Origin of the sequence: Methanogenium marinum (assembly GCF_028912405.1) — an archaeon.
GTDB classification, from domain to species: domain Archaea; phylum Halobacteriota; class Methanomicrobia; order Methanomicrobiales; family Methanomicrobiaceae; genus Methanogenium; species Methanogenium marinum.
This window is the reverse complement of the sequence record NZ_JAKELO010000002.1, coordinates 1,896,467-1,916,233: the sequence shown is the minus strand read 5'-3', so window position 1 is coordinate 1,916,233 and position 19,767 is coordinate 1,896,467. Positions and strand designations below refer to the sequence as shown.

At 48.3% G+C, this 19,767-nt stretch carries 19 protein-coding genes, 1 tRNA gene and 1 pseudogene; 3 read left to right on the top strand and 18 right to left on the bottom strand.

The window, feature by feature from the left end:
- Positions 1-572 precede the first annotated feature (572 nt).
- A tRNA-Leu gene (locus L0665_RS09575) sits at positions 573-655 on the top strand.
- Positions 656-1,838: 1,183 nt separating this feature from the next.
- On the opposite strand, the gene L0665_RS09570 is transcribed toward L0665_RS09575, so the two are convergent.
- From L0665_RS09570 to L0665_RS09535, 8 genes and pseudogenes are all read right to left on the bottom strand, one after another.
- Positions 1,839-2,198 carry a DUF2513 domain-containing protein gene (locus L0665_RS09570; RefSeq protein WP_274925457.1) on the bottom strand — a complete coding sequence of 120 codons (360 nt, stop codon included), beginning with the start codon at positions 2,196-2,198 and terminating at the stop codon, positions 1,839-1,841.
- Positions 2,195-2,473, bottom strand: coding sequence for a restriction endonuclease subunit S domain-containing protein (locus L0665_RS09565; RefSeq protein ID WP_274925456.1), 279 nt, complete (start codon positions 2,471-2,473; stop codon positions 2,195-2,197). Before L0665_RS09565 ends, L0665_RS09570 begins: the two co-directional genes overlap by 4 nt.
- A 260-nt stretch (positions 2,474-2,733) precedes the next feature.
- Entirely contained in the window at positions 2,734-3,471 is a 738-nt protein-coding gene (locus L0665_RS09560) for a carotenoid biosynthesis protein (protein WP_274925455.1), read from the bottom strand.
- Entirely contained in the window at positions 3,471-3,617 is a 147-nt protein-coding gene (locus L0665_RS09555; protein ID WP_274925759.1) for a hypothetical protein, read from the bottom strand. The genes L0665_RS09560 and L0665_RS09555 overlap by 1 nt, the downstream gene beginning before the upstream one ends.
- A 36-nt stretch (positions 3,618-3,653) precedes the next feature.
- A pseudogene (locus tag L0665_RS09550) lies at positions 3,654-4,336 on the bottom strand (prenyltransferase); the annotation flags it as partial.
- Positions 4,333-5,193: a phytoene/squalene synthase family protein gene (locus L0665_RS09545; RefSeq protein ID WP_274925454.1), complete on the bottom strand. Its 861-nt coding sequence runs from the start codon at positions 5,191-5,193 to the stop codon at positions 4,333-4,335. The pseudogene L0665_RS09550 and the gene L0665_RS09545, both read right to left, overlap by 4 nt.
- 12 nt (positions 5,194-5,205) lie before the next feature.
- Positions 5,206-6,687, bottom strand: coding sequence for a phytoene desaturase family protein (locus L0665_RS09540; protein ID WP_274925453.1), 1,482 nt, complete (start codon positions 6,685-6,687; stop codon positions 5,206-5,208).
- A gap of 95 nt (positions 6,688-6,782) precedes the next feature.
- The gene (locus L0665_RS09535) at positions 6,783-8,429 is read right to left on the bottom strand and encodes an ABC1 kinase family protein (RefSeq protein ID WP_274925452.1); all 1,647 of its coding nucleotides are present in this window, start codon (positions 8,427-8,429) and stop codon (positions 6,783-6,785) included.
- 227 nt (positions 8,430-8,656) lie between these two features.
- Here L0665_RS09535 and L0665_RS09530 point away from each other — a divergent pair, with 227 nt between their 5' ends.
- Positions 8,657-8,890 carry a hypothetical protein gene (locus L0665_RS09530; RefSeq protein ID WP_274925451.1) on the top strand — a complete coding sequence of 78 codons (234 nt, stop codon included), beginning with the start codon at positions 8,657-8,659 and terminating at the stop codon, positions 8,888-8,890.
- A 66-nt stretch (positions 8,891-8,956) separates the two neighbouring features.
- Here the strand turns inward: L0665_RS09530 and L0665_RS09525 are convergent, their stop codons facing one another.
- From L0665_RS09525 to L0665_RS09515, 3 genes are all read right to left on the bottom strand, one after another.
- Complete coding sequence (locus L0665_RS09525; protein ID WP_274925450.1) at positions 8,957-9,490, bottom strand: hypothetical protein; 534 nt, start codon at positions 9,488-9,490, stop codon at positions 8,957-8,959.
- 80 nt (positions 9,491-9,570) lie between these two features.
- The gene (locus L0665_RS09520) at positions 9,571-10,194 is read right to left on the bottom strand and encodes a class I SAM-dependent methyltransferase (protein ID WP_274925449.1); all 624 of its coding nucleotides are present in this window, start codon (positions 10,192-10,194) and stop codon (positions 9,571-9,573) included.
- Between the two features lie 126 nt (positions 10,195-10,320).
- Complete coding sequence (locus L0665_RS09515) at positions 10,321-11,133, bottom strand: DUF3658 domain-containing protein (protein WP_274925448.1); 813 nt, start codon at positions 11,131-11,133, stop codon at positions 10,321-10,323.
- A gap of 356 nt (positions 11,134-11,489) precedes the next feature.
- Between L0665_RS09515 and L0665_RS09510 the strand changes: the two genes are divergently transcribed.
- Positions 11,490-11,669 carry a hypothetical protein gene (locus L0665_RS09510; protein WP_274925447.1) on the top strand — a complete coding sequence of 60 codons (180 nt, stop codon included), beginning with the start codon at positions 11,490-11,492 and terminating at the stop codon, positions 11,667-11,669.
- A 296-nt stretch (positions 11,670-11,965) separates the two neighbouring features.
- On the opposite strand, the gene L0665_RS09505 is transcribed toward L0665_RS09510, so the two are convergent.
- The 7 genes from L0665_RS09505 to L0665_RS09475 form a co-directional block, all read right to left on the bottom strand.
- On the bottom strand, positions 11,966-12,283 hold the full coding sequence (locus L0665_RS09505; protein WP_274925446.1) for a DUF2769 domain-containing protein: 318 nt from the start codon (positions 12,281-12,283) through the stop codon (positions 11,966-11,968).
- A gap of 416 nt (positions 12,284-12,699) precedes the next feature.
- A complete protein-coding gene (locus L0665_RS09500; protein ID WP_274925445.1) occupies positions 12,700-15,321 on the bottom strand; it encodes a PEGA domain-containing protein in 2,622 nt (873 codons plus the stop codon).
- 10 nt (positions 15,322-15,331) lie between these two features.
- Positions 15,332-16,138, bottom strand: coding sequence for an energy-coupling factor transporter transmembrane component T family protein (locus tag L0665_RS09495; protein ID WP_274925444.1), 807 nt, complete (start codon positions 16,136-16,138; stop codon positions 15,332-15,334).
- Entirely contained in the window at positions 16,135-17,685 is a 1,551-nt protein-coding gene (locus tag L0665_RS09490) for an ABC transporter ATP-binding protein (protein ID WP_274925443.1), read from the bottom strand. Before L0665_RS09490 ends, L0665_RS09495 begins: the two co-directional genes overlap by 4 nt.
- The gene (locus tag L0665_RS09485) at positions 17,669-18,211 is read right to left on the bottom strand and encodes an ECF transporter S component (protein ID WP_274925442.1); all 543 of its coding nucleotides are present in this window, start codon (positions 18,209-18,211) and stop codon (positions 17,669-17,671) included. Before L0665_RS09485 ends, L0665_RS09490 begins: the two co-directional genes overlap by 17 nt.
- Before the next feature lie 5 nt (positions 18,212-18,216).
- The gene (locus L0665_RS09480; protein WP_274925441.1) at positions 18,217-19,026 is read right to left on the bottom strand and encodes a hypothetical protein; all 810 of its coding nucleotides are present in this window, start codon (positions 19,024-19,026) and stop codon (positions 18,217-18,219) included.
- Positions 19,023-19,727, bottom strand: a complete 705-nt coding sequence (locus L0665_RS09475; RefSeq protein ID WP_274925440.1) for an ABC transporter substrate-binding protein — start codon at positions 19,725-19,727, stop codon at positions 19,023-19,025. Before L0665_RS09475 ends, L0665_RS09480 begins: the two co-directional genes overlap by 4 nt.
- Between the last annotated feature and the right edge of the window lie 40 nt (positions 19,728-19,767).

The following is a 19,767-nucleotide window of genomic DNA, read 5'->3' as shown; positions in this document are numbered from 1 at the left end:
TTGCTGCATGCTGCAGGTAATTTTGCCACAGGAACCATACCTTCAGCCGGGTTGTGCATATTATGGCCCGGCCTGATCGCATATTGTCCTCTATTGTCCTCCGTTGCCCAATATTGTCCCGCCCGGCAACCGAACCTCCTGCACACAAAAAGTCCCGGATTGGCCCCCCACCCAGCTGGAATAAGCTATTACCGCCCAAAATAACAGATGCAATTGCTTATAACACTTAGGAAATAATATATGTCCACCCTGTCCTCACTGGTTCACACTAACACAAACCCTTTGTAGGTCAGGGTCCCCAATCTTATTTCTTAATATTCGCCACAAAATGGGTGAGTTTGGTTCTTTTTGATTCTTTTTCCCTCTATTACGTTGATATTCAGATTGAATATTGAATGCACACCGGGTGTATTGCAAAAAAAGGGTAAAACAGTATATACTACCAGTATGACAAATTGCGATGTCTTCAACAGGTATATGGTACCTGCAGGGACTGCATAGGCATCCGCTACAGGCGCTCACATCCGTAACATCAATATCAAAGAACACCAATTATGTTACGCACGTTTTGCGCGAGGGTAGCCAAGTGGCCAACGGCGATGGACTCAAGATCCATTCTTGTAGGAGTTCGCGGGTTCGAATCCCTCCCCTCGCATTTTCTCATTTTATTTATGGGTAATACCATTTCTCATGCGTCCAATCAAAAGAGACTGCTGACCCATGAACGCTGACCCCCCGGAAGTCCTGATGATCCAGAATGGGAGGGAGAGCAAAAATGTTCATTTTGCCTTCTTTGTTTTCACATTTTCACTCGTTTTCACTCGTTTTCACTTTGGTTTATACCATGAAATAGGGCCTTGTAACGGTTGTATTTGAATTTAAGCATAATATGCTGTTTTTCCCGGTTCATTTTCACTTGCCCCAATATCACATACAACCACTCCCCACCACAGAAAAAACAAAATCGTCGAATGATACTGGATTTGAGTGAAAACATCCAGTACTCTCTGTACATATATCTATACTACTATCTCTTTTAGAAGAATGAACATCATTTTGTTCTTATTTTACGTTTTCACTTTTTGCCGTTTTTGAGTGAAAACGAGGTGAAAAAGTGAAAACGTGATCTTCCCCATCGTCGTAATTGTTATCATCAAAATTTCCATACGTATCTCCGGGCTCCAGTCAGACATCCGACTGTGCCTTCCACTCTCGATATCTGCCGGTATCAAAGGAGAAGAAGAGTGCTCCCGCTGTATGTATGGATCACTGGGGAGAGTGCCCGGGGATTATGATTCCCTATACTATTGGCGAAATTCAGGAATATAAGGCAAATAAACGATTTAATTGCACATCCTGCTGAATTTTGGCTCAAAAAAAGAGTCCATACAGTAGCCCGGAGCGGGCCGATCTCAGTCAGGACAGCCAATACATCCTCACAAAATACCTGCCAATAGCGACCCTTCAATGGTTCACAATCAGGCGTATTTTAAGCAAATAAAAGGCACTACACCCATATTTTCCCGGCTGTTAAATTGAGTAGAAACTACGTCCGTTTTACCCTTATATTCCCGAAAACATGAGGTCAAAAAGATGGGATCAAAGAGAGAGTTTCCGTTCCGGGAACAAAATGTTTCTGAAATGGGAACAAAAAGATTCTAAAGTGGATCACGGTGGATTTAGCTTGAAAAACGAGTATTTCGTATTGGGAAACCTCCATCGCCTCGCTGCGCCATTAGATCGCTACCGTTAGTAAAATATCATTCAATTATGTTTAATTCTAATATAGAGATCATTTTAGACAGGGATATTTAATACAGAGACATTTCAGGCACCAATTAAATTACATGAGCTTTTATCAGTTCCATGAATAACGGGATGACGAGGTGAATGGGGGCATCGCCAATATCACCGATTACTTTTGTTGCCTTCTTCCACAGTCTTTCATCAGCGAAGGCATCCAGGAATGCATAACCTTCCCGTGTTATTGAGTAAATGACATACTCTTGGGGAATTTTTGAACCCTCATCACACACAATTTTTGCCTTGATGATGCCCGCCTCATTCAGGAGCATGACATGGTAGGCAATCTCCTGATGAGAATACCTATCAATCTGCATTCCCGATATTGCATCGTTATGTTCACACGCATCAATGTTGAGCAATATTTTGCGTATCAAATCCATATCGCGTTTCATGCTTCCACTTCTCCCCTCACACCAATATTTCCTGCCACTACTGCAGAGATGAGCGCCACACGGTATTCGCGGAGCGTCGCAATGGATGTCTTTACCCTCTCAAAGAGGGCATCGAAACAGGTTGACCCGCATTCGGGATATGAGGCGATGAATTTTCGCTCAGGGATGGAAGGGACTGAAAGCATACCATCCCTGTACTGATTCGGGCGATATGGCCCCCGAAGGAGATCTGCCACCGACCAGATGAAACTGACTTTTTTGCCAAAATTGTTCATACTGAAGTATTCCTCGCTGCATCAACCATCCCGCTATACGGATTGGGTGTACACCTATTGATTTCAATTGGACATAAACGGTCATCATTTCTCATGAGATGCCGGGGGATTGGTTTCGGTTGTGCAGAATCAATTCGAATGGACAATAAACGCCTGGCACTCTTTTTCCCCATCAGTCCAAAAAAAGGAAGCGAAAAAACAGTGCAGCAAAAAAGTGCATAATCATCTTTTCAGGGCAAAAAAAACCGATTACGTGCGGACTATCCATCCTTCGTATATGCATACCCAATCAACCCGATGAGACCAAGTCCCACCACCACCGGAATAACAAGGAACTCCCGCAGCAGATACCCGCTCCAGAATGAGAGAATCAGCAGCATACTCCCTGCGACAGACAACGGTATGGCCTCACCCTGTTCAAACCGGCCCCGGACAGCCAGAAAAAACAGACCAGCGTAGACCGTTCCGGTGATTGCCCACCCCAGAAAATTGACCGCGGGGATGCCATAGTACACACCGGGGCCATCCCATATCCAGAAACCGGCATGCACCGCCGCCGGATCAATGACGAGATCAATTGCCACCACCAGAAAAGCCGTTGCCGGAATAAACCGCCGCCAGTCGGTACCCACCAAACGGCTCGCAAGGGTTACCGCCCCTAACAGCATCGGAAGATAGGCAAACGAAACCGTCCAGGGGACCAGCCCGAAGAGAGGTTCGCCCAGGGTGCCCGCATAAGAAAATGACCCATAGGGAAATCCGGTTGCAACCGCGAGTCCTTCTACAAGCAGAGGCAGGATGCTAAAAACCAGCAGGATAAAAAACGCCTTTGCAGCACCAAGCCACCGCCACAGGGCCACATAGGAAGGAAGGGCCAAAATGACCACAAACGCTGTTGAGACTGCAGGCACTTCCATCCCGGTATCAAACCGCACAAAGACCAGCCCCACCACAAAAAAGGCCACAGCGGCAATTGTCATGATACGTCGTGGGTGCATCACAAAACCACCACCGGCCAGGTAAATGCGAGGAGAAAAAGAACGACAAAGGTGAGCCCCCCAAGAGCAGTGTTCAGAAGAGGGAGATACCGGTAGACTCTCTCAATACGAAGTGCAGGGGAGACAAGAAGAGCCAGCGGTACCAAAGGAAAGAGAAAAACCAGATAACTGAGAGGGAAATATCCGGCTAGGTCAATCACCAGAAATGCAAACGCCGTCCAGAAAAGAAGACAGAGTCCAAGAGACGCATTTCGGCCGAGATAAACCGCAGTGGTGGCAATTCCCGCCTCCTGGTCGCATGCAATGTCAGGAATGGCAGAAAACAGGTGCATTGCCGCAATGTGAAGGAAGCCTGCCGCAACCAGCACCAGCGGGGGAACGTCCCTGACGCAAGATAGAACCCGAATATGCCAGGCATAATGTAGAGCATATTGGAAGAGAAGTCAAGGAACGGGATCTGCTTGAACCGGAGCGGCGGCGCACTGTAAAAGTATGCAAGACCGAGAAAGGACAGAAATATCAGCCGTGCACCGGTGTCCTGAAAGATGAGGAGAACGACACTCAGAGCAACCACTCCCAAAAGCACGGTGCGAAGCCCCTGCCGTTCTTTCTCAGCCAGCCGGTGCTCCTGCCCATCCTTCCGGGTATTGTTCCGATCGGTCTCCCCGTCCCAGTAGTCGTTCACCCCATAGATGAACACATTCGCCGGGAAGAAAAAGTAGATGAGATAAAGGGTGTAGGCAGGCTGAAAAAACGCAAGCCAGTTCTCCATCCCGAGGGCATAGCCCACCACATAGGTGCCCCCGGTATAGATCCAGAAGCGAAACCGGGAGACTGCAACAGCAAGAGAGAACAGGGAGGTCACTCGGTCTCACCCGCACAGTCAGCGGGCGAAAGATGTACCCCCAGCGTAGTGGCACATGCCCGGGCCACAATCCTGCCGGCCGAGGGTTTGACCTTGTGGTCATAGACCACAAAGGGATCACGGCGTATCTTTTCAGCAGTCCATTGATACATGTCAGAGGCCGTCCGGACGGGAATGCGCAACCGGGGAGGGATGAAAGAGAAGCCATCATCCGCCTGCTTTTGCCAGGAGAGGTACCGCTCAACCTGATATTCAATGAACTGTGAGAACGCGTCCGGCCGGTTCCGGGTCACCGACGATTCCAGACCGGAGAGCCCGAATACTGCCAAATCCTCCTGCGGGAAGTAGGTTCTCCCCATCGCGAGGTCTTCATCAATGTCACGGATAAAGTTGATGAACTGCATGGACTTGCCCAGCGCCCGGGCGGCGGGCAGGGACTCCTCCGGGAGACTCATAACCCGGGCCATCATCATCCCTACCACCTCTGAGGAACCGTATAAGTAGGATTCAAGATCGGCAATGGTTTCGTAGGTATTCTGATGCAGGTCGCGGCCCATAGAATCCAGAAAGCCGTCCACCCATTCCGGCTTGATTTTGATACGCTGCATGAGTTCAACAAAATGATCGATGACCACATCCCCCGAAGGCTCCCCTGCGAGTGCCCGCCGGTAGGTGTCACAGAACGCCCAAAACTCCTCACCCTGCTGGGGGACGGCGTCGACGTAGTCATCTGCAGTGCGGACGAAGCTGTAGAGCACAAATACATCTTCCCGTATCGCCTGCGGAAAGAACAGCGTGCTCGTGAAGTACGTCGTACTCCCCCGCCGAAATATTTGGAAGTGGGTACGGGAAACCATACATCCCCCCGTTCATGTACTCTCGTTGAAACGGTCTGCAAGCTCCTTTGCCACCATGGTTGAGGAGATGAGCGTCATCGGGACCCCAATTCCGGGATGGGTGTAGTGGCCGCTGTAATAGAGATTCTCCACCTTTTTGCTCTTGTGCGTCGGACGCCAGAGTGCCGTTTGAAAGAGCGTATGGGAGAGTCCCAGCGCCGTGCCTTTATAGGCATTATAGCGCTCGGTAAAGTCTTCCAGAGCAAATATCTTTTTTACCTCCACGGCGTCACGAATGGGCTCACCGATTTTTTTCTCCAGATCGTCCATGATCCGCGTGTAGAACTCCTCCCGCCGTTCCGGGGTATCCTCCAGTCCGGGGGCAAGTGCCACCAGAATGAAAAGGGTGTCACACCCCTCCGGTGCTGCGGTGGGATCGGTTCGGGAGGGGACATTGACATAGTATGAAGGACGGGAAGGCCATGCTGCCTTCTTTGGGTCAAAGATGAGATCAAACCCTGCCTCCCAGTCTTCATCCAAAAAGAGGGTGTGATGCTCGAGTCCCTCAAAACGGCGGTTGACCCCGAGATAGATAACAAAGGCCGATGGAGCCATAACACGGGAGTCCCAGTACTTTTCGTTGTATGTCTGTTCCCGCTTATTGATGAGGTGAAGTTCACTGAATGGATAGTCCGCGTTGACAAGAACGAGATCGGCATCATATCTGCCCTCTGCCGTCTCCACCCCGACTGCTTTTTTTTCCTCAGTCAGGATACGGGTGACCGGTTCATTGAACCGAAATACTGCCCCCTGATCTCCTGCAAGCCGGTACAGGCCATCCACTACTGCCCGCATCCCTCCCACCGGGTAGTACACACCAAGAGTCAGGTCAATGTGAGACATAATGTGATAGAAGGATGGAGTGTTTTTGGGTGACCCTCCCAAAAAGCCGATGGAGTACTCCACAATCTTTCTCGCCTCATCGCTATCGAAATGATGGTTCACAAAGGTATCGAGATTTTCGAAGACGTGGAGTTTTCTCCCCTCCATCATCAGCCGGCCGTTAAAGAAATCAAAGATGGAACGATAGTCGCGATACAGAAGCTCATTTATCGAAAGATCATACTTCTCCGCAGCAGAGGCAAGGTAATTTTGCAGCTTTTTTGCCCCGTCCGGCTCAAATGAATCAAAGAGGGCATAATTTTTATCAAGATCGGCTGATACATCCACCATCTTTTCACTGCCGAAGTACATCCGGTAGGCAGGATCCAGTTGCTTCAGCTCAAAGTAATCGCCGGGTGTTTTGCCAAACTCTGACAAAAACTTCTCATAGACATCCGGCATGAGATACCACGAAGGACCCATATCAAAAGAATACCCCCCCTCCTGGTAGACACTTGCCCGCCCCCCAGGCCGCTCATTTTTTTCAAAAACCTGCACGTCAAAGCCGTCTCTCGCTAAAAGCGCTGCAGCAGAGAGACCTCCAAATCCCGAACCAACAATGGCAACCTTCATAAAAATATATTCCCCCCACGAGAATTTCGATGATATCCCCTAATTCATTGATACTGCATAAATAGGTATCTCCGGCACACTAACCCGGGGACTACTCAGTGGCGGCGCACCACATAGATGATCGCAACAATGCCAATAGCAATCGCAAAAACATATCCGCCAAGAGTGAACTTTCCGATGGTGCTGCAGATTCCTAAAGCCATTGGCTGGTCCATGGAAAGGACAACAAGTGATGACCCGATGAGAAACGCCGATGAAACCATTCCAATGAGGAGAACAGAGGCAGAAAAGCGGATGGATGCGCCAAGGTCCTGCACATCGTCTGTTGCAAAATCAATCCGTAACGGCCCCGATGAGAGTTTTTTGATAGCCGCGTTGAGGGTCTGCGGAAGTTCCATTGCAGACTCTCCAATATCGATTGCTGACTTCGAGGCACGTTTAACTGCCTCTGCAGACAGATAGCGGTGATGGACGATTTCAGTGAGATAGGGGCGCACCCTGTCTGTGAAATTAAAGGAGGGATCAAGGTGGACGTTGATGTCGATCATCATCATTATCACTTTCATGATCTGCATCATGGAAAGAGGTACAACGATGTGATACCGGCGCATCACCTCAGGTATTTGTGCCATCACATTGGCCACCTCAAACTGCTCCAGCCCGAAATGCTGGTATCCCTGCAGGATGGCATAGGTCTCGTCCTTGAACGCCTCTTCGTCTTCTTCATGAATTATGATGCCCAGACCACGATAGGCATCGATGACTGCTTCCACGTCGACATCCACAATCCCGAGAAGGAGCCGGACGAAAACCTCCTGACGCTCAGGCCGCATGATTCCAACCATTCCACAGTCAATGAAGGCAAGCTGCCCCCGTGGAGTGACAAGAAGATTCCCCGTATGGGGATCGGCATGAAAAAATCCATCACGAAATATCTGTTTGAGATAAGCCCCGAGTGTGAGTTCGGTGAGATCTCCGGGAAAGATGCCACATGCCCTGATACCCTCAAGGTCATCGATGCGTACTCCTTTGATGAGATCCATAGTTAAGAGCCGACTTCCCGAGTATCTCCAGTAGACACGGGGGAGCACAATGTCGGGAAACTCCCTCATGTTCCAGTAGAGTTCTTCAGCGTTCTTCCCTTCCTGATTGAAGTCAAGTTCACGCCGGATCTGGATAGCAAACTCACGGACCAGTCCGGCAGGATTGTATATTTGGTATTCGGGATACCGACGCTCAACACGATGGGCAAGCGATTCCAGGATGGCGATATCATCTTCGATTAGCTTTGGGATACCGGGACGCTGCACCTTCAGTGCCACCTCTTTTCCATTCTTTAACACAGCCCGATGTACCTGGGCAAGAGAAGCAGCGGCAAACGGAGTTTCATCAAAAGAGCTAAAAGCATCAGGTATCGGGCCGCAATATTCCTCGATTACCGGGCGGACCGTTTCAAAAGGGAGAGGAGCCACACTGTCTGTCAGAAGGGTGAGTTCTTCTATGAAGGCAGGCGGGAGGAGATCACGGCGCAGGCTCATGATCTGTCCGAACTTGATGAATGTGGGACCCAGTTCTTCAAGAGCAAGGCGCACCCGCCGTGCTGTGCTGTGAGAATCGGCCTTTATCGGGCGCCGGAGTCCAAGCCGGGCTATGGGTGGAAACACTTCATGGATGACTATACCAAACCCGTATTTTACCAGTATACCCCCGATCTGGCGATACCGCTTCAGCAGATGAGACATGATACCCCAATTACACTCCCCCTCAGGGTATGCGTTTAATTTATCTAATTTTCCAGAAAGTAATTAAATGGATAGGGTGGATACATTTTGGAGGTTCGTACACCCTTGCCTTCCGAAGAGAATATGACCCTGCATCCGATGTACTCATATCTTCAACGGTCTCTCTTTTGATCACCCGATTTTCGAATAACTCTTTTTTTTGCATGGAGAATGTACATTAGTAGTTAATGATCACTGTCCTCTGCGCCTCGTGCGGAGCAAAGCTTTTCCGCTATCAGAAAATAGGCAAGGGCCGTCTTCTCCACTGCTGGAAGAACCGTATCTCCTCCAACCATACTGTCCGGGAGGGGGATGATGTCTATTGCCCGAAATGCGGACAGCACATCGGAGTGGTGGAGACGCAGTGGATCAATATTCACGGCGGGTCGTTTACCGTGAAAGGATCGGCGCTGAAGAAGTGAGGACAGGGCATCTGTACTGGTTATTTCCCGCATTCGTCCATTATTTTCTCGCTCCCTCTGGTTGATTCACGCTCCTCTCCTTGCCTCATTATAAATCGACACCACCGAGAGACTAATAAGGTTCATCGTGGTTGCAGCATACCAGAGGTAGGCCTCGACTGTTGTAAGCTCTGTTATCCACCCGGACCATAGCATGAAGCATATAATAGCAAATGAGAGGAAGGTGTCGATTGCAAGAAAGACCAGCGGCCGCCCCACAATACTTCCTGCCTGTGCAATTGTGCAGTACTGAAAATTTGACGGGTGTCCCAGAAGGTCGAGAACACTTCTTCCGGTGTTCATCAAAAGGTCTGCTGCCGCCCAGATGATGACAGCCCAGCCAAACCAGACGAGGGGAGACGATGTGCCTATCCCGATACGGACAGCAGTGATGCCAAAGAGGAGTTTGAAGATGCAGAACGGGATGCCAATGGTGAGACTCAAAAAGACGGGCCGGATAAAGAACCGCTGGATTTGGTCGGTTTCCTCTTCACGACAGGTCATCTCAGGGGCATCAACGGGAGTCTTCATTCCTACAGGACTTTTGACGCGATAGCACATAACATGGCATTCCCGGACGTGACCCGAATTCATGCTATGCCTTGCAGATTTCTGGTGCGTACGTATTTCTCATGCTCATATCAGATGGTTTTCTTTTCCGCAACAATCACAGAGAATTCATTCTCCGTCTCTGCTGAACGAATGGAAAAACCGGCGTCCCGGAGAAGCGCCTGCACCTCAACTGAAATGAAGAACCTTCCCTGCGAGAGAAAACGGTGAGCCTCATCACCGTGCAGGTATGCCTGAATCACCCGCCCCCCACGTTCCAGAAACCCGACAACAAGAACACCACCGGGAACAAGCACCCGGTATGCCTCCGCAAAGGCCCGTGCCGGGTCATCAAAAAAGCAGATAACGGTCACCATCAGGACTGACGAACATGACCCGTCTTTAAAGGGAAGAGACTCACCTACCCCACCGATAACTTCAATACCACGCAGGCGGGCCATCCGTCCAAGGGAAAGAGACGGTTCAATCCCAAGCGGAATCCCCAGTGGTGCAGCAAACCGCCCGGACCCAACGCCCACCTCAATTGACCGGGCGTCCGGGGCAGGAAGTACCTCCCGGATACGCTCGCATTCAGCACGATACACCTCCCGGTGCACAACAAACCAGTCATCATACGCATCGGCATGGCGTTCAAAGACTTCCTGCGGCAATTTAATCACACGGTCCTGAATGTGCATTGCGCACGCCGTGAGCATTATGGTTACCCTCCGGGCCTCTCCTCTTTTGATGCAGATGCGCACTCACAAAAAGTCAGGGAGGTGATTAAAAAAGGGAAATTGTTGATATTGATGCTCTCTTTCTGGATGCTTATGTACGGTGAATCAAAGACAGTCCTGCTTCACTTCAAGAGAACGCATCGACGTCTGATCTCCTCTGCAAAGAATAACCCCTGTACCCGCAAGGTGTCGTACCCTGCTGAAAATGTAATTATCACCAATTTGATGATATTCATCACTAAGCTGTCCAAGCGTATCACCAACAACCCGTGCAGCAGGAATCCATTCATCCGGAACAAGACCACAGATGAAATCGTCATAAAAATCATCTTCAACCGAATACAGCTGGCCTCTCCACAATGATCTGAGATTCGCATTTTCTTCCTGAAGCCTTGCCCATACAGCAGAATAGTATGCACCTTCATCATCACTAAGCGGTCGTGCTGTGCCAAGTGCAGCAACAATCATCTCCGGCCTCATCGCACCGACAGCGTCAGTCACAATTTTGTACGGCTCTCCACCATATATTCCCCCATCGTCACCGGTGATTCCATCCGTCAGGTCGACAACTTCAATCCGGGAGAGATCATCCTGCTGTGATAAAAATTCCATAAATCCGGCATATTCCATCACGGAACGCCGTGAAAACCAGACGACTTTCTTCTCATATAGTTCTGATGCCGATTTCCAAAACGTTTCAGATAACGTCCTCATCTCATCTGCATACCCGGAAAATTTGCCCTTCGGACACATTTCGGTGTAGAAATCAATCCGTGTTTCGATATTATACGACTGTATTGGTCCGATTCCCAGGTCATCCGGAAGCGAAATTACTGAGCAGTCGGTATCCTTCAGTGCATGTCTGACGGTGCCTCTGCCAGAATCTGAAAAGGTAATATGTTGTGTTCCTGTGTGCATTGTAGTGTCACCAAAATGGTTTCAAAAATAAAAGAAATATAAATATAATTTACCTCTAACTGTGAGTCAAATCAGATGATATAGGTTCGTGACAGGGCACGTTCATTTCTGGCAACAAACCGGATAGTATCACAATATAATTATTTGGCCCTCCAGGATTTCTGCCTGACTGAGCGAAGAATTCGCATTGTGTGCCACCTCCCATATCACATTCACTGCAGTCCTGCACTATGGATCTACGTTTTCGATGATTATTCAAACCAAGGGAAAGTGGGCACCAATAAACCAACCCGTTTTTGTCGGTAACGTCTATTTGATGCCCAAAGAGATGCAATATCCCGGTAAGGCAGAATACTATGAAACGATTTAGCGCAACACTCACCGGATATATCGACGTGGACACCGACTTACAGTGTGATGCAGAGGTTCTCCTCGAAAACATCCTCAGGGATGTCAGGTCAACACTTGCAGAACGCGGAAGCATTAAAGAGTCCTCAATTTCTGTTGAAACGATCGTAGAAAAGACCGACAAATAATTGCTATTTTCTTTTTACCATTATCCACCCGCCGGGAAACGGGAAGAATTCCCCTGAAGTGTGTGTATCACATACTCTGTGTAACAAAAACACCCCTTACAGCGTATGCAGACGGAATGATTCATGTATCATGTTACAATAAAACGGATACCTGAAGGGGCAGATCAAGCAATTCCCGCCCCTAAGAGAGGGAAAATATTTGATTTACCCCCCCATTTACCACAAAATCTGCTGCACTACTACAATACCCCTTCACATAAGACTGCATACAATGGATTTCGTGCACGCGGAACAGGTCACTTCATCCCGATAACATCACGGATCTTCTGCTGTGTTTCAGATCCCCTGGTGCAGTAAAACGAAAACGCAAGCCCCATCTCACGCGACAGGGGACAGGTGGAACAGAGGCATTCACCCTCAGTTTCGATACAGGCACTTGCTCCCAGTGTACAGAAAGCAAAGGCTTCGTCCTCTCCCTTCTCCCCTTTACATGCCTGATACGTTGGGCAGATATCACAGATACACTGCTCCTTTCGCTTCTTAACTACCATCTCCCGTTCTTCTGACGTCAGGTTCAGGGAACGCAGCATCATTTCAAAATAATCGCTCGGCATACCTCATCAACAGGAATCACAATGGCATTTTTATTATAAAAATGTAAGCCCGACCATGCCCGTCCACCGGGAATGGGAATTATTTAAACAGAGAAAAAACAGAAATTAAGACCAAAAACGGGTATTGAAGATCATCTGAACCAAATTGTTTTAAAGAGAGCCACTATTTTTTTAGACAAAATTTCATTCGCTCCTTCAGGTGAGAATCCTGAAAAGATCATTCAATTCATATGAACCATCAATTTTGAATGTATTCCTCAACTCCTCATGTATCAATTCAATCCGAATCTAGGTTCATAATTGAGAGATACTATCTCTGCATATCTCTCTAAAACTGAATTCAACAGACATAATGAGCCAAAAATTGCTTAGAGTGAGATGAGGAGAAAAAAAGAGAAATATTACAGTATTTTCAATCAATTATCCAGCGTCAGATTATACACCGTAACACCGGATTTCTGCAGCGGTCCAACGGTCACTGTACCTTCCTTAAAGGTGGTCCGGTTCAACGCAACCGCGACATCATAACTTCCAATCGGCATATATGAAAACTCATGCGGGGTGGTAACACCAGTATACCTTCCCTCCAGATAGATCATGCTGCCGGAAGGTGTGCTGTCAATAAGGAGACTCCCGTATGGATATTCCCTCATGAAAAAGCTGAAATCTGAATTGTCAGGTTCACCGGTGTTTACAAAGTGGAACTCTTTTTGTTCCGGATAATATCCACCTTTCGAAACACTGAGCACGTGTGGGCCTTCCGTCACATTGTCCACCGTGCAGGGTGTTTTGAGACCGGTCCGGTATCCGTCAACAGATACGTCTGCACCCTCAGGGGTAGTGGTGATACTGATTGTTCCGGGGGTTCCTCCCGAATCAGGAGAGGGGATATTCAGAACCGAATTCTCTTCCTGGTGTCCGGTATTAAATGTATAAAATGTCCCGTCTTTCACCGTTGTGATGAATGTCCCGCTCTTCTCGAGAGAGACCGTTGATGGGAATGTATATTCCGGAAATTCACCTCCAATCATAAATGAACTGTCTTTGAATTTCTTCGACTGAACGGTAACAGGTATTTTCTGTGAAAAGACACTTGGCTCCAGTTTTACAAAGGAATCATCACCGGCAAAGACATAGGCGGTTTCCTGTGCCGTTTTCACAGAATCTGAACTGTAGGTTACCAGTGCCGTATGCGAACCCTCTTTCAGACCGTAAAAATATTCAGGAGTTGATTCACCCGTCTTTACGCCGTCAAGAGTTATCGGGAGATTGTCCGGATAGGATGTCACATAGAGTCCTCCGGTTCCCTTTTCTCCTTCGGTAATGGCAGATTCTTCGGATTGTTCTCCGGGGGCATCACCATATACAGGAACACCCGGATTTAAGGGAGGATTTTCCGGTGAAATTCCCTGTGCCGATGGGTTGGATGGATTGGATGGATTGGATGACACAACCGGGAGAGATTCTGATTCTTCAGGTGCACCGGGGAAGATACCTGCAAAGAGACTAAAGATATACCCGATAATTCCGTCATTTCTGTTTTGGACGGTTTGAGCAGGCAAGGATGTTTCCCCACCCATATCTACTCTTTCTTCCCCATCAGCAGCATCGTTTTCAGACGGTGATGGGTCAGCCGGGTTTTCATCATGCACATCCTGATTTGAGGAATTTAGTGTGGATACACGTGCCCCGCTCCCCCCAAATATAAATGATATTTCAGATTGTTCACCCATGATTATTGCAACATCTGCTGATTCCGGGGAATAGCCTTCATGGTACACCGTGACGGTATGAGTTCCTGATTCAATCCCCGTCACAAGGGAGTCAGTGTGCCAGAGTGTGTCATTGCCGTCGACAAAAATATCGGCCCCTGCAGGAACAGATGATACAAAACAGGAACCTACGCCTTTCTCTAAGATGAATTTCTCTTCGGTGACATACCCCCTTTTTACTCTGATAGTCTTCGGTTCTGTTGTTTCATACTCGTCATGTTCAAGATACACGCGGTAATCCCCTGCAGGCACATCAACAAATGAGGCGTTTGTTTCCTCTCCAGAGTATACACCATCGATGTAAATTTTTGCTCCAGTTGGTGCAGATGAGATGTTGAGGTTTCCAACCTGCGGCTTCCAGCTTCCCGGAAATGCCGATGTATCATCAGAGTCGTATGATATTTTTCCTGATGAGCCTCCTTCTCCTCCACCGGAACCGACAATATCCACAACATAGCCGCTGGCGCCTTCACCGACAATTTTGTTCGTCCAGGAAATCCCTGTGCCCTGATTTGACTGTTCTTCATCACACCAGCCATAGGTGTTGAATGCTATACGTCCGGAATCAAGGTTTTCGATGGTATATTCAACCTTCACCATCCCGTTGTCAATAAGGCCCGGCAGCATTGAGTTTTCACCCACTTCTCCGACCTTTAAGTCAACAAAATAGATGTAAAACTCCTCATCGTCCATCATATCCTGATCGCCGTAGATGGGATAGTTCATCGGGTCGTTATTGCCTGCAGGTTTCCATTTCTGTGGGCCATAACTCAGAGATGATAGAGTAAATGTCTGATCAACTGCTCCTGACAGATACTCAAGGTCTTTTGCTGCCGGAGGCTTATTTACAACACCTGATGGAACCCAGGTATACCCGCTGGAACGGATTTTCAGCGTGAAATCATCAGAAATCGGATCTTCATCTTCAGCAGGCTTTCGGACGGCAATCATCAGCAGCACATCATTGAAAAAACCTCTTCCTCCGGTATCTGACAGGTAAAAGGTCCCGCTTTTCATTGATGTTGTGGTAAGCTGGCCATACCGGTCCGATGTGCTTGTTGTCATATGGAGGGCATTTAATCCACCTCCATCGAATTTTATGTAATAACCCCCCGCATTTGCCGTGTTGATGTTTACATGCATTGCCCCGGCAATCGGGTTTGAGGGCAGGTCCAAAGCAGAAACGCACTGGAACGCTGCTACGATAATAAGCAGGGCGACAAGGATTCTGCCGTATCCTTTTTTGTTTTTGTCATTGATTTTCATGTTCGACACCTCAGATGATTACAAAATGAATCAGAATTATTATCAAAACGGTAAAGAATGCAATCACAATGATTGCCATAATATCATCTGCCCCGAGAACAGGGGCATTGTACAGGCTTGGTTTTTCAGCATTCCCGTAACCTCTGCACTGCATGGCATCCGAAACCTGATTGGACCGGTTCAGCATTATGACGGTCATCGGGATGAATAAGGAGAGCAGTTTATCTATTTTTTTAACAGGTGAACCCCGGTCAAATTCCAGTCCCCGTGATTTCTGTGCATCAATGACATTGTTCGCGTCCCGTGAGAGCGTTGTCGTTGATGAAAGAGCATACCCGAGGGAAAATGAGATAATATGCGGGACTTTCATACTCTGAAGGCTCTTTACAAAATCGCTGTATTTCGTCGTCATAATGAACAGAAATGAAAAACCGGCGATAATGAGCAGACGCATGATCATGGAAGCCGAGAAATACAGGCTTCCTTCCGTTGCATACGCATGGATAAACCAAATCTGTGCTGAGAAAAATTCAGCACCCGCACTTTCGTGGGAAAAAAACAGGTCCATTACAAAGACGAAGATTATGAGCGGAAGAAGTAACCTGAGTGAATATACCCATTTATCAAATAGCCCGGACGTATAGGCAAGAGCCACGATACAAACGAGCAATAGAACCATGACGAACAGATTTGTTGTCAGAAATGACATGATGCTGAATACAACGAGCATGAGGAGCTTTGTTCGTGGGTCAAGGGAATGGACAGGGGAATCACCGGGAATATACAGGATTCCCTTCTTTTTCTTCTGTCCTTTCATACCAGAAATCCCTCCTGAAAACGGATAAACCGATCTGCGCACAGCCGGGCAAACTCCTGATCATGGGTAACGACAATAACAGTCTTTCCTCTTTTCTTCAGGTCAATAATCAGGGAAGCGAGGTGCAGTTTTAGATTTATATCAAGGCCGAGGGTAGGCTCGTCCAGCACAATGACCGGAGTCTTCATAACGAGGTGACTTGCAATCGCCACCCTCTGCTTCTCTCCCATCGAAAGTTTGAGAGGCCGCCCTTTTCGTCCCAGATGCGTCATGTCCATCAGTTCCATAATTTCATCGATGGAACAGTCGATTGCACCTTCCTCCATCCCGAGATTACGTGGGCCAAACGCAAGTTCGCGCTCGATAGTCTCCTCAAAGAGCTGATAATCCGCATGCTGACCGACAAGAGAGACAGTAGCCGCATTTTCTGCCACCGTCTTCCCTCCGATATCAACACCCGATACGAGCACACATCCGGTATCCGGCCGCAGGATACCATTGAGATGTTTAATGAATGTGCTCTTCCCCGAACCGTTCGGCCCACAGATGAAGACCACCTCACCCGGATTAAAGGCGGCAGACACTCCATTTAGCACCGGCTTTTCACTATTCGGATAGGTGTAGCTGACATCAGTCACCTCTATGATTGGGGATACGCCTTCAGGATGGGAATGCAATTCAGAAGTATGTGTTTGAGGGGCATCAGTTCTTGATAAATATGATTCAGAAAAACAAACTTCGGGTAAAAATGGTTCAGAAGAGCATGCCACACCTGCATGCAATACCCTGCCGGTCTCCCCCGGATGCGGAATCATGGCTTCTGCAGAATAATCCACCACAGGCCCGTCATACACAATCCTGCCATCATCCATCACCACCACCCTGTCCATGAAATCTTTCAGGAGGTCCAGCCGGTGCTCAACAATCACAACCGCAATATTCCACGTTTTGACAATTGTTCCCAGATGGTCAAGGAGACGTGCAGCAGAATCCATATCCAGACCGGAGAGAGGCTCGTCAAGTACAACCATCTTCGGCCGCATGACGAGCACTGACGCAATCGCAACCTTCTGGCGTTCCCCCCAGGACAGATCAGAAATCTCCCTGCCTCTCAGATGCTCCATCTTTAGCATTCCCGCAACACGGGAGATTCGCTCCTCAATTATCTCCGGGTCCAGACCCGACTGTTCAGGCCCGAATGCAAGTTCGGAATCAACTTCGCTTGTCACCATCTGATGATCGGGATCCTGAAATACAAAACCGACGGTTTTTGAGAGAAGCGGCACCGTTGTAACTGACGTATCCACTCCGTCAACAGTCACCCTCCCCTGCATCTTACCGCTGCGTGAATGGGGGATCAACCCGATAAATGTCTGAATAAGAGTGGACTTTCCCGAACCGCTCGGACCGACAATCACAACCCGTTCACCTGTTTGTATCTCAAGGTTGACACAGGAAAGAGCCTGCCGTTTTTCTTCCGTTCCAAAATAGGGATATGAATAGGAAAGTGAGTCCACAGTAACCAACGGGTCACCCACTCTTCTCACCAATAACACCAGCCCGGGTCAGTCTTCGGACGATATAAACAGAAATCAGTCCTCCCAGACCTCCAAAAATAAGGTAGGTAACTGAGCTGATACCGATCCCTAAGATAATAAAATACTGGGGAACACCCAGTAAAATCTCGACAGAATAATGAATAACCATCTTCACGACATTTGAAACAGCACCGGTGATGACACCCACCGAAAGAGAATCAAAACGGTATCCAAAGACTACACCACATATATCTGCTACAATGCCAATCGTCAGATAACTGAAAATATCAAAGACATGAAAGGCCCCCAGACCGAAAAACGAGCCCAGCAACCCGGAGATAAGCCCGATATATGTCCCGGAGCCAGGTTTTCGAACAATTGCAATCCCGACAATCATCGGTATGACCCAGAATATGCCGGTATGCCCGGGAATATGCACAGGAACCTTGAATGCAATTTTCATCACAAAAATCATTGCACCACAGATGGACATCAGGGCAATTTCATTTAGGGAAAAATACTTTTCAGGATGCATCTCTTCTAATCCCTCCTCACAAACGACGTTTCAATATCGAGTCTGAAATCTTCCGGCTGCACTTCATTCACACAGACAACAAGCAGCACATCTTCAAGCAGACTACCACCCGTATGCGTGATGTAAAACTGTCCTGACTGCTCATCCGTTTCAATAAATCCACCTTTCAGCATCTCAGGGTGGTCAGTAAAGTGAAGGGAGCCAACCCCACCCGACAGGGGATCGAAATGGATGAAGTAATAAAACGATTCAGGCCCCTCATCGGTGTTATACTCACCCGGCGGCAGAACTGCCACATTGTTCCATGACGTCATCGGGGTGGAGAACGTGTACCCGCTACCTGCAACAGACGTCCCGGTAACAAAATACGATGAGGCGCCATAACTGTCCTGTCCGTTTGTCCTGCATTTCGCCGTTGCATCAAACCCTATAACATGAAATGCCGCAGTCCCGGCAAGACTCGTAAATGAATAATTTACCCGCACATTCCCTCTCCTGTGCAGAGCAGGATTTCCACCATACGGAGTAGCATTCGCTTTGACAAACATCAGATACCATTCATTATCGCCATACGGCGTGTTCGAGATATTCAGCGGTTCTTTAAACGGCCGCCACTGCTGCGGGCCGTAGTTAAAGTCATCCCAAGAGAAGGTTTCCTTCATTCCGGCATCAAAAAGAGGGGTGATGGTATCAGGACTAATTCCCTTAATCCATTCCTCACCTGCTATCTGAAGTGCAAACATGCCACCGGCGAAAATTACCAGAACGGCAAATGCAATCCCAATCCTTTTTTTGAATGTGTCCGGAGCCTTCATCCTCGTTTCACAGAATGATACTGGCCGTCAACATTTTCGACAAACAGTATTTTTTTGCCGTCAACCGGGCAGGGTTTTGCAGATTTTCCTTCCGGTATCATGATCATCCCGTCTCTGACCTCGTGCCCATCAATGGTATAGACAGCATCCACTCCGGCTGCGCACAGTGTCGCGACATCCGCAGGGCCGGTCATCTCCCGAATCTGGCCGCACATCAGGAATCTTCCATCATTACCCGCTTTTGCAAGACCAAGGCCGGCCATGGTGCCAATCACGCCGTCTTCAGTGCCGCCGAGACCTTCAAGCCGGATACCCAGTGTTTTTGCAAGCGTTCGTGCCTTTTTCTGATTCAGAATAATTCTCTGTGCATCTCTCCCATACGCAATCAGGGGGGGCAGAATTTCATCTGCACAGGCTACAGCAATGCCGGGATCACTTCCCTCCACAAAATCGCCGAGCATACACTCCTTCGCGGTTTCATAGATCCACTCCTTGTCATCCCGCTTTTCTGCCTCAATGTGAATCACCGCACAGCTGTTGTGTGATGTAAAAGGGATATCCTCATGCACAAAGAGCTGGTGACGGGAGATTCCGTCAACGTGAAATTCCTTTGAAATTTCTGCTCCTGTTGCCCTCGCAAGTTTCCCTGTGCCGCGTGAATCCAGGCTGTCCGTGTCGTCCATTGCAAGATATATTTTCATGAATTATTCACCTTTGTAAAAAATAGAAATTGTCCCATAA

Excerpts from the sequence above, each read along its gene's own strand:
- L0665_RS09535 (WP_274925452.1), bottom strand. The coding sequence starts at position 8,429 with ATGTCTCATCTGCTGAAGCGGTATCGCCAGATCGGGGGTATACTGGTA.
- L0665_RS09530 (WP_274925451.1), top strand. The coding sequence starts at position 8,657 with ATGATCACTGTCCTCTGCGCCTCGTGCGGAGCAAAGCTTTTCCGCTAT.
- L0665_RS09485 (WP_274925442.1), bottom strand. The coding sequence starts at position 18,211 with ATGCATCCTGAAAAGTATTTTTCCCTAAATGAAATTGCCCTGATGTCC.
- L0665_RS09475 (WP_274925440.1), bottom strand. The coding sequence starts at position 19,727 with ATGAAAATATATCTTGCAATGGACGACACGGACAGCCTGGATTCACGC.
- L0665_RS09515 (WP_274925448.1), bottom strand. The coding sequence starts at position 11,133 with ATGCACACAGGAACACAACATATTACCTTTTCAGATTCTGGCAGAGGC.
- L0665_RS09545 (WP_274925454.1), bottom strand. The coding sequence starts at position 5,193 with ATGGTTTCCCGTACCCACTTCCAAATATTTCGGCGGGGGAGTACGACG.
- L0665_RS09510 (WP_274925447.1), top strand. The coding sequence starts at position 11,490 with ATGAAACGATTTAGCGCAACACTCACCGGATATATCGACGTGGACACC.
- L0665_RS09565 (WP_274925456.1), bottom strand. The coding sequence starts at position 2,473 with ATGAACAATTTTGGCAAAAAAGTCAGTTTCATCTGGTCGGTGGCAGAT.
- L0665_RS09525 (WP_274925450.1), bottom strand. The coding sequence starts at position 9,490 with ATGTGCTATCGCGTCAAAAGTCCTGTAGGAATGAAGACTCCCGTTGAT.
- L0665_RS09505 (WP_274925446.1), bottom strand. The coding sequence starts at position 12,283 with ATGCCGAGCGATTATTTTGAAATGATGCTGCGTTCCCTGAACCTGACG.
- L0665_RS09570 (WP_274925457.1), bottom strand. The coding sequence starts at position 2,198 with ATGAAACGCGATATGGATTTGATACGCAAAATATTGCTCAACATTGAT.
- L0665_RS09480 (WP_274925441.1), bottom strand. The coding sequence starts at position 19,026 with ATGAAGGCTCCGGACACATTCAAAAAAAGGATTGGGATTGCATTTGCC.
- L0665_RS09495 (WP_274925444.1), bottom strand. The coding sequence starts at position 16,138 with ATGAAAGGACAGAAGAAAAAGAAGGGAATCCTGTATATTCCCGGTGAT.
- L0665_RS09540 (WP_274925453.1), bottom strand. The coding sequence starts at position 6,687 with ATGAAGGTTGCCATTGTTGGTTCGGGATTTGGAGGTCTCTCTGCTGCA.
- L0665_RS09500 (WP_274925445.1), bottom strand. The coding sequence starts at position 15,321 with ATGAAAATCAATGACAAAAACAAAAAAGGATACGGCAGAATCCTTGTC.
- L0665_RS09560 (WP_274925455.1), bottom strand. The coding sequence starts at position 3,471 with ATGCACCCACGACGTATCATGACAATTGCCGCTGTGGCCTTTTTTGTG.
- L0665_RS09520 (WP_274925449.1), bottom strand. The coding sequence starts at position 10,194 with ATGCTCACGGCGTGCGCAATGCACATTCAGGACCGTGTGATTAAATTG.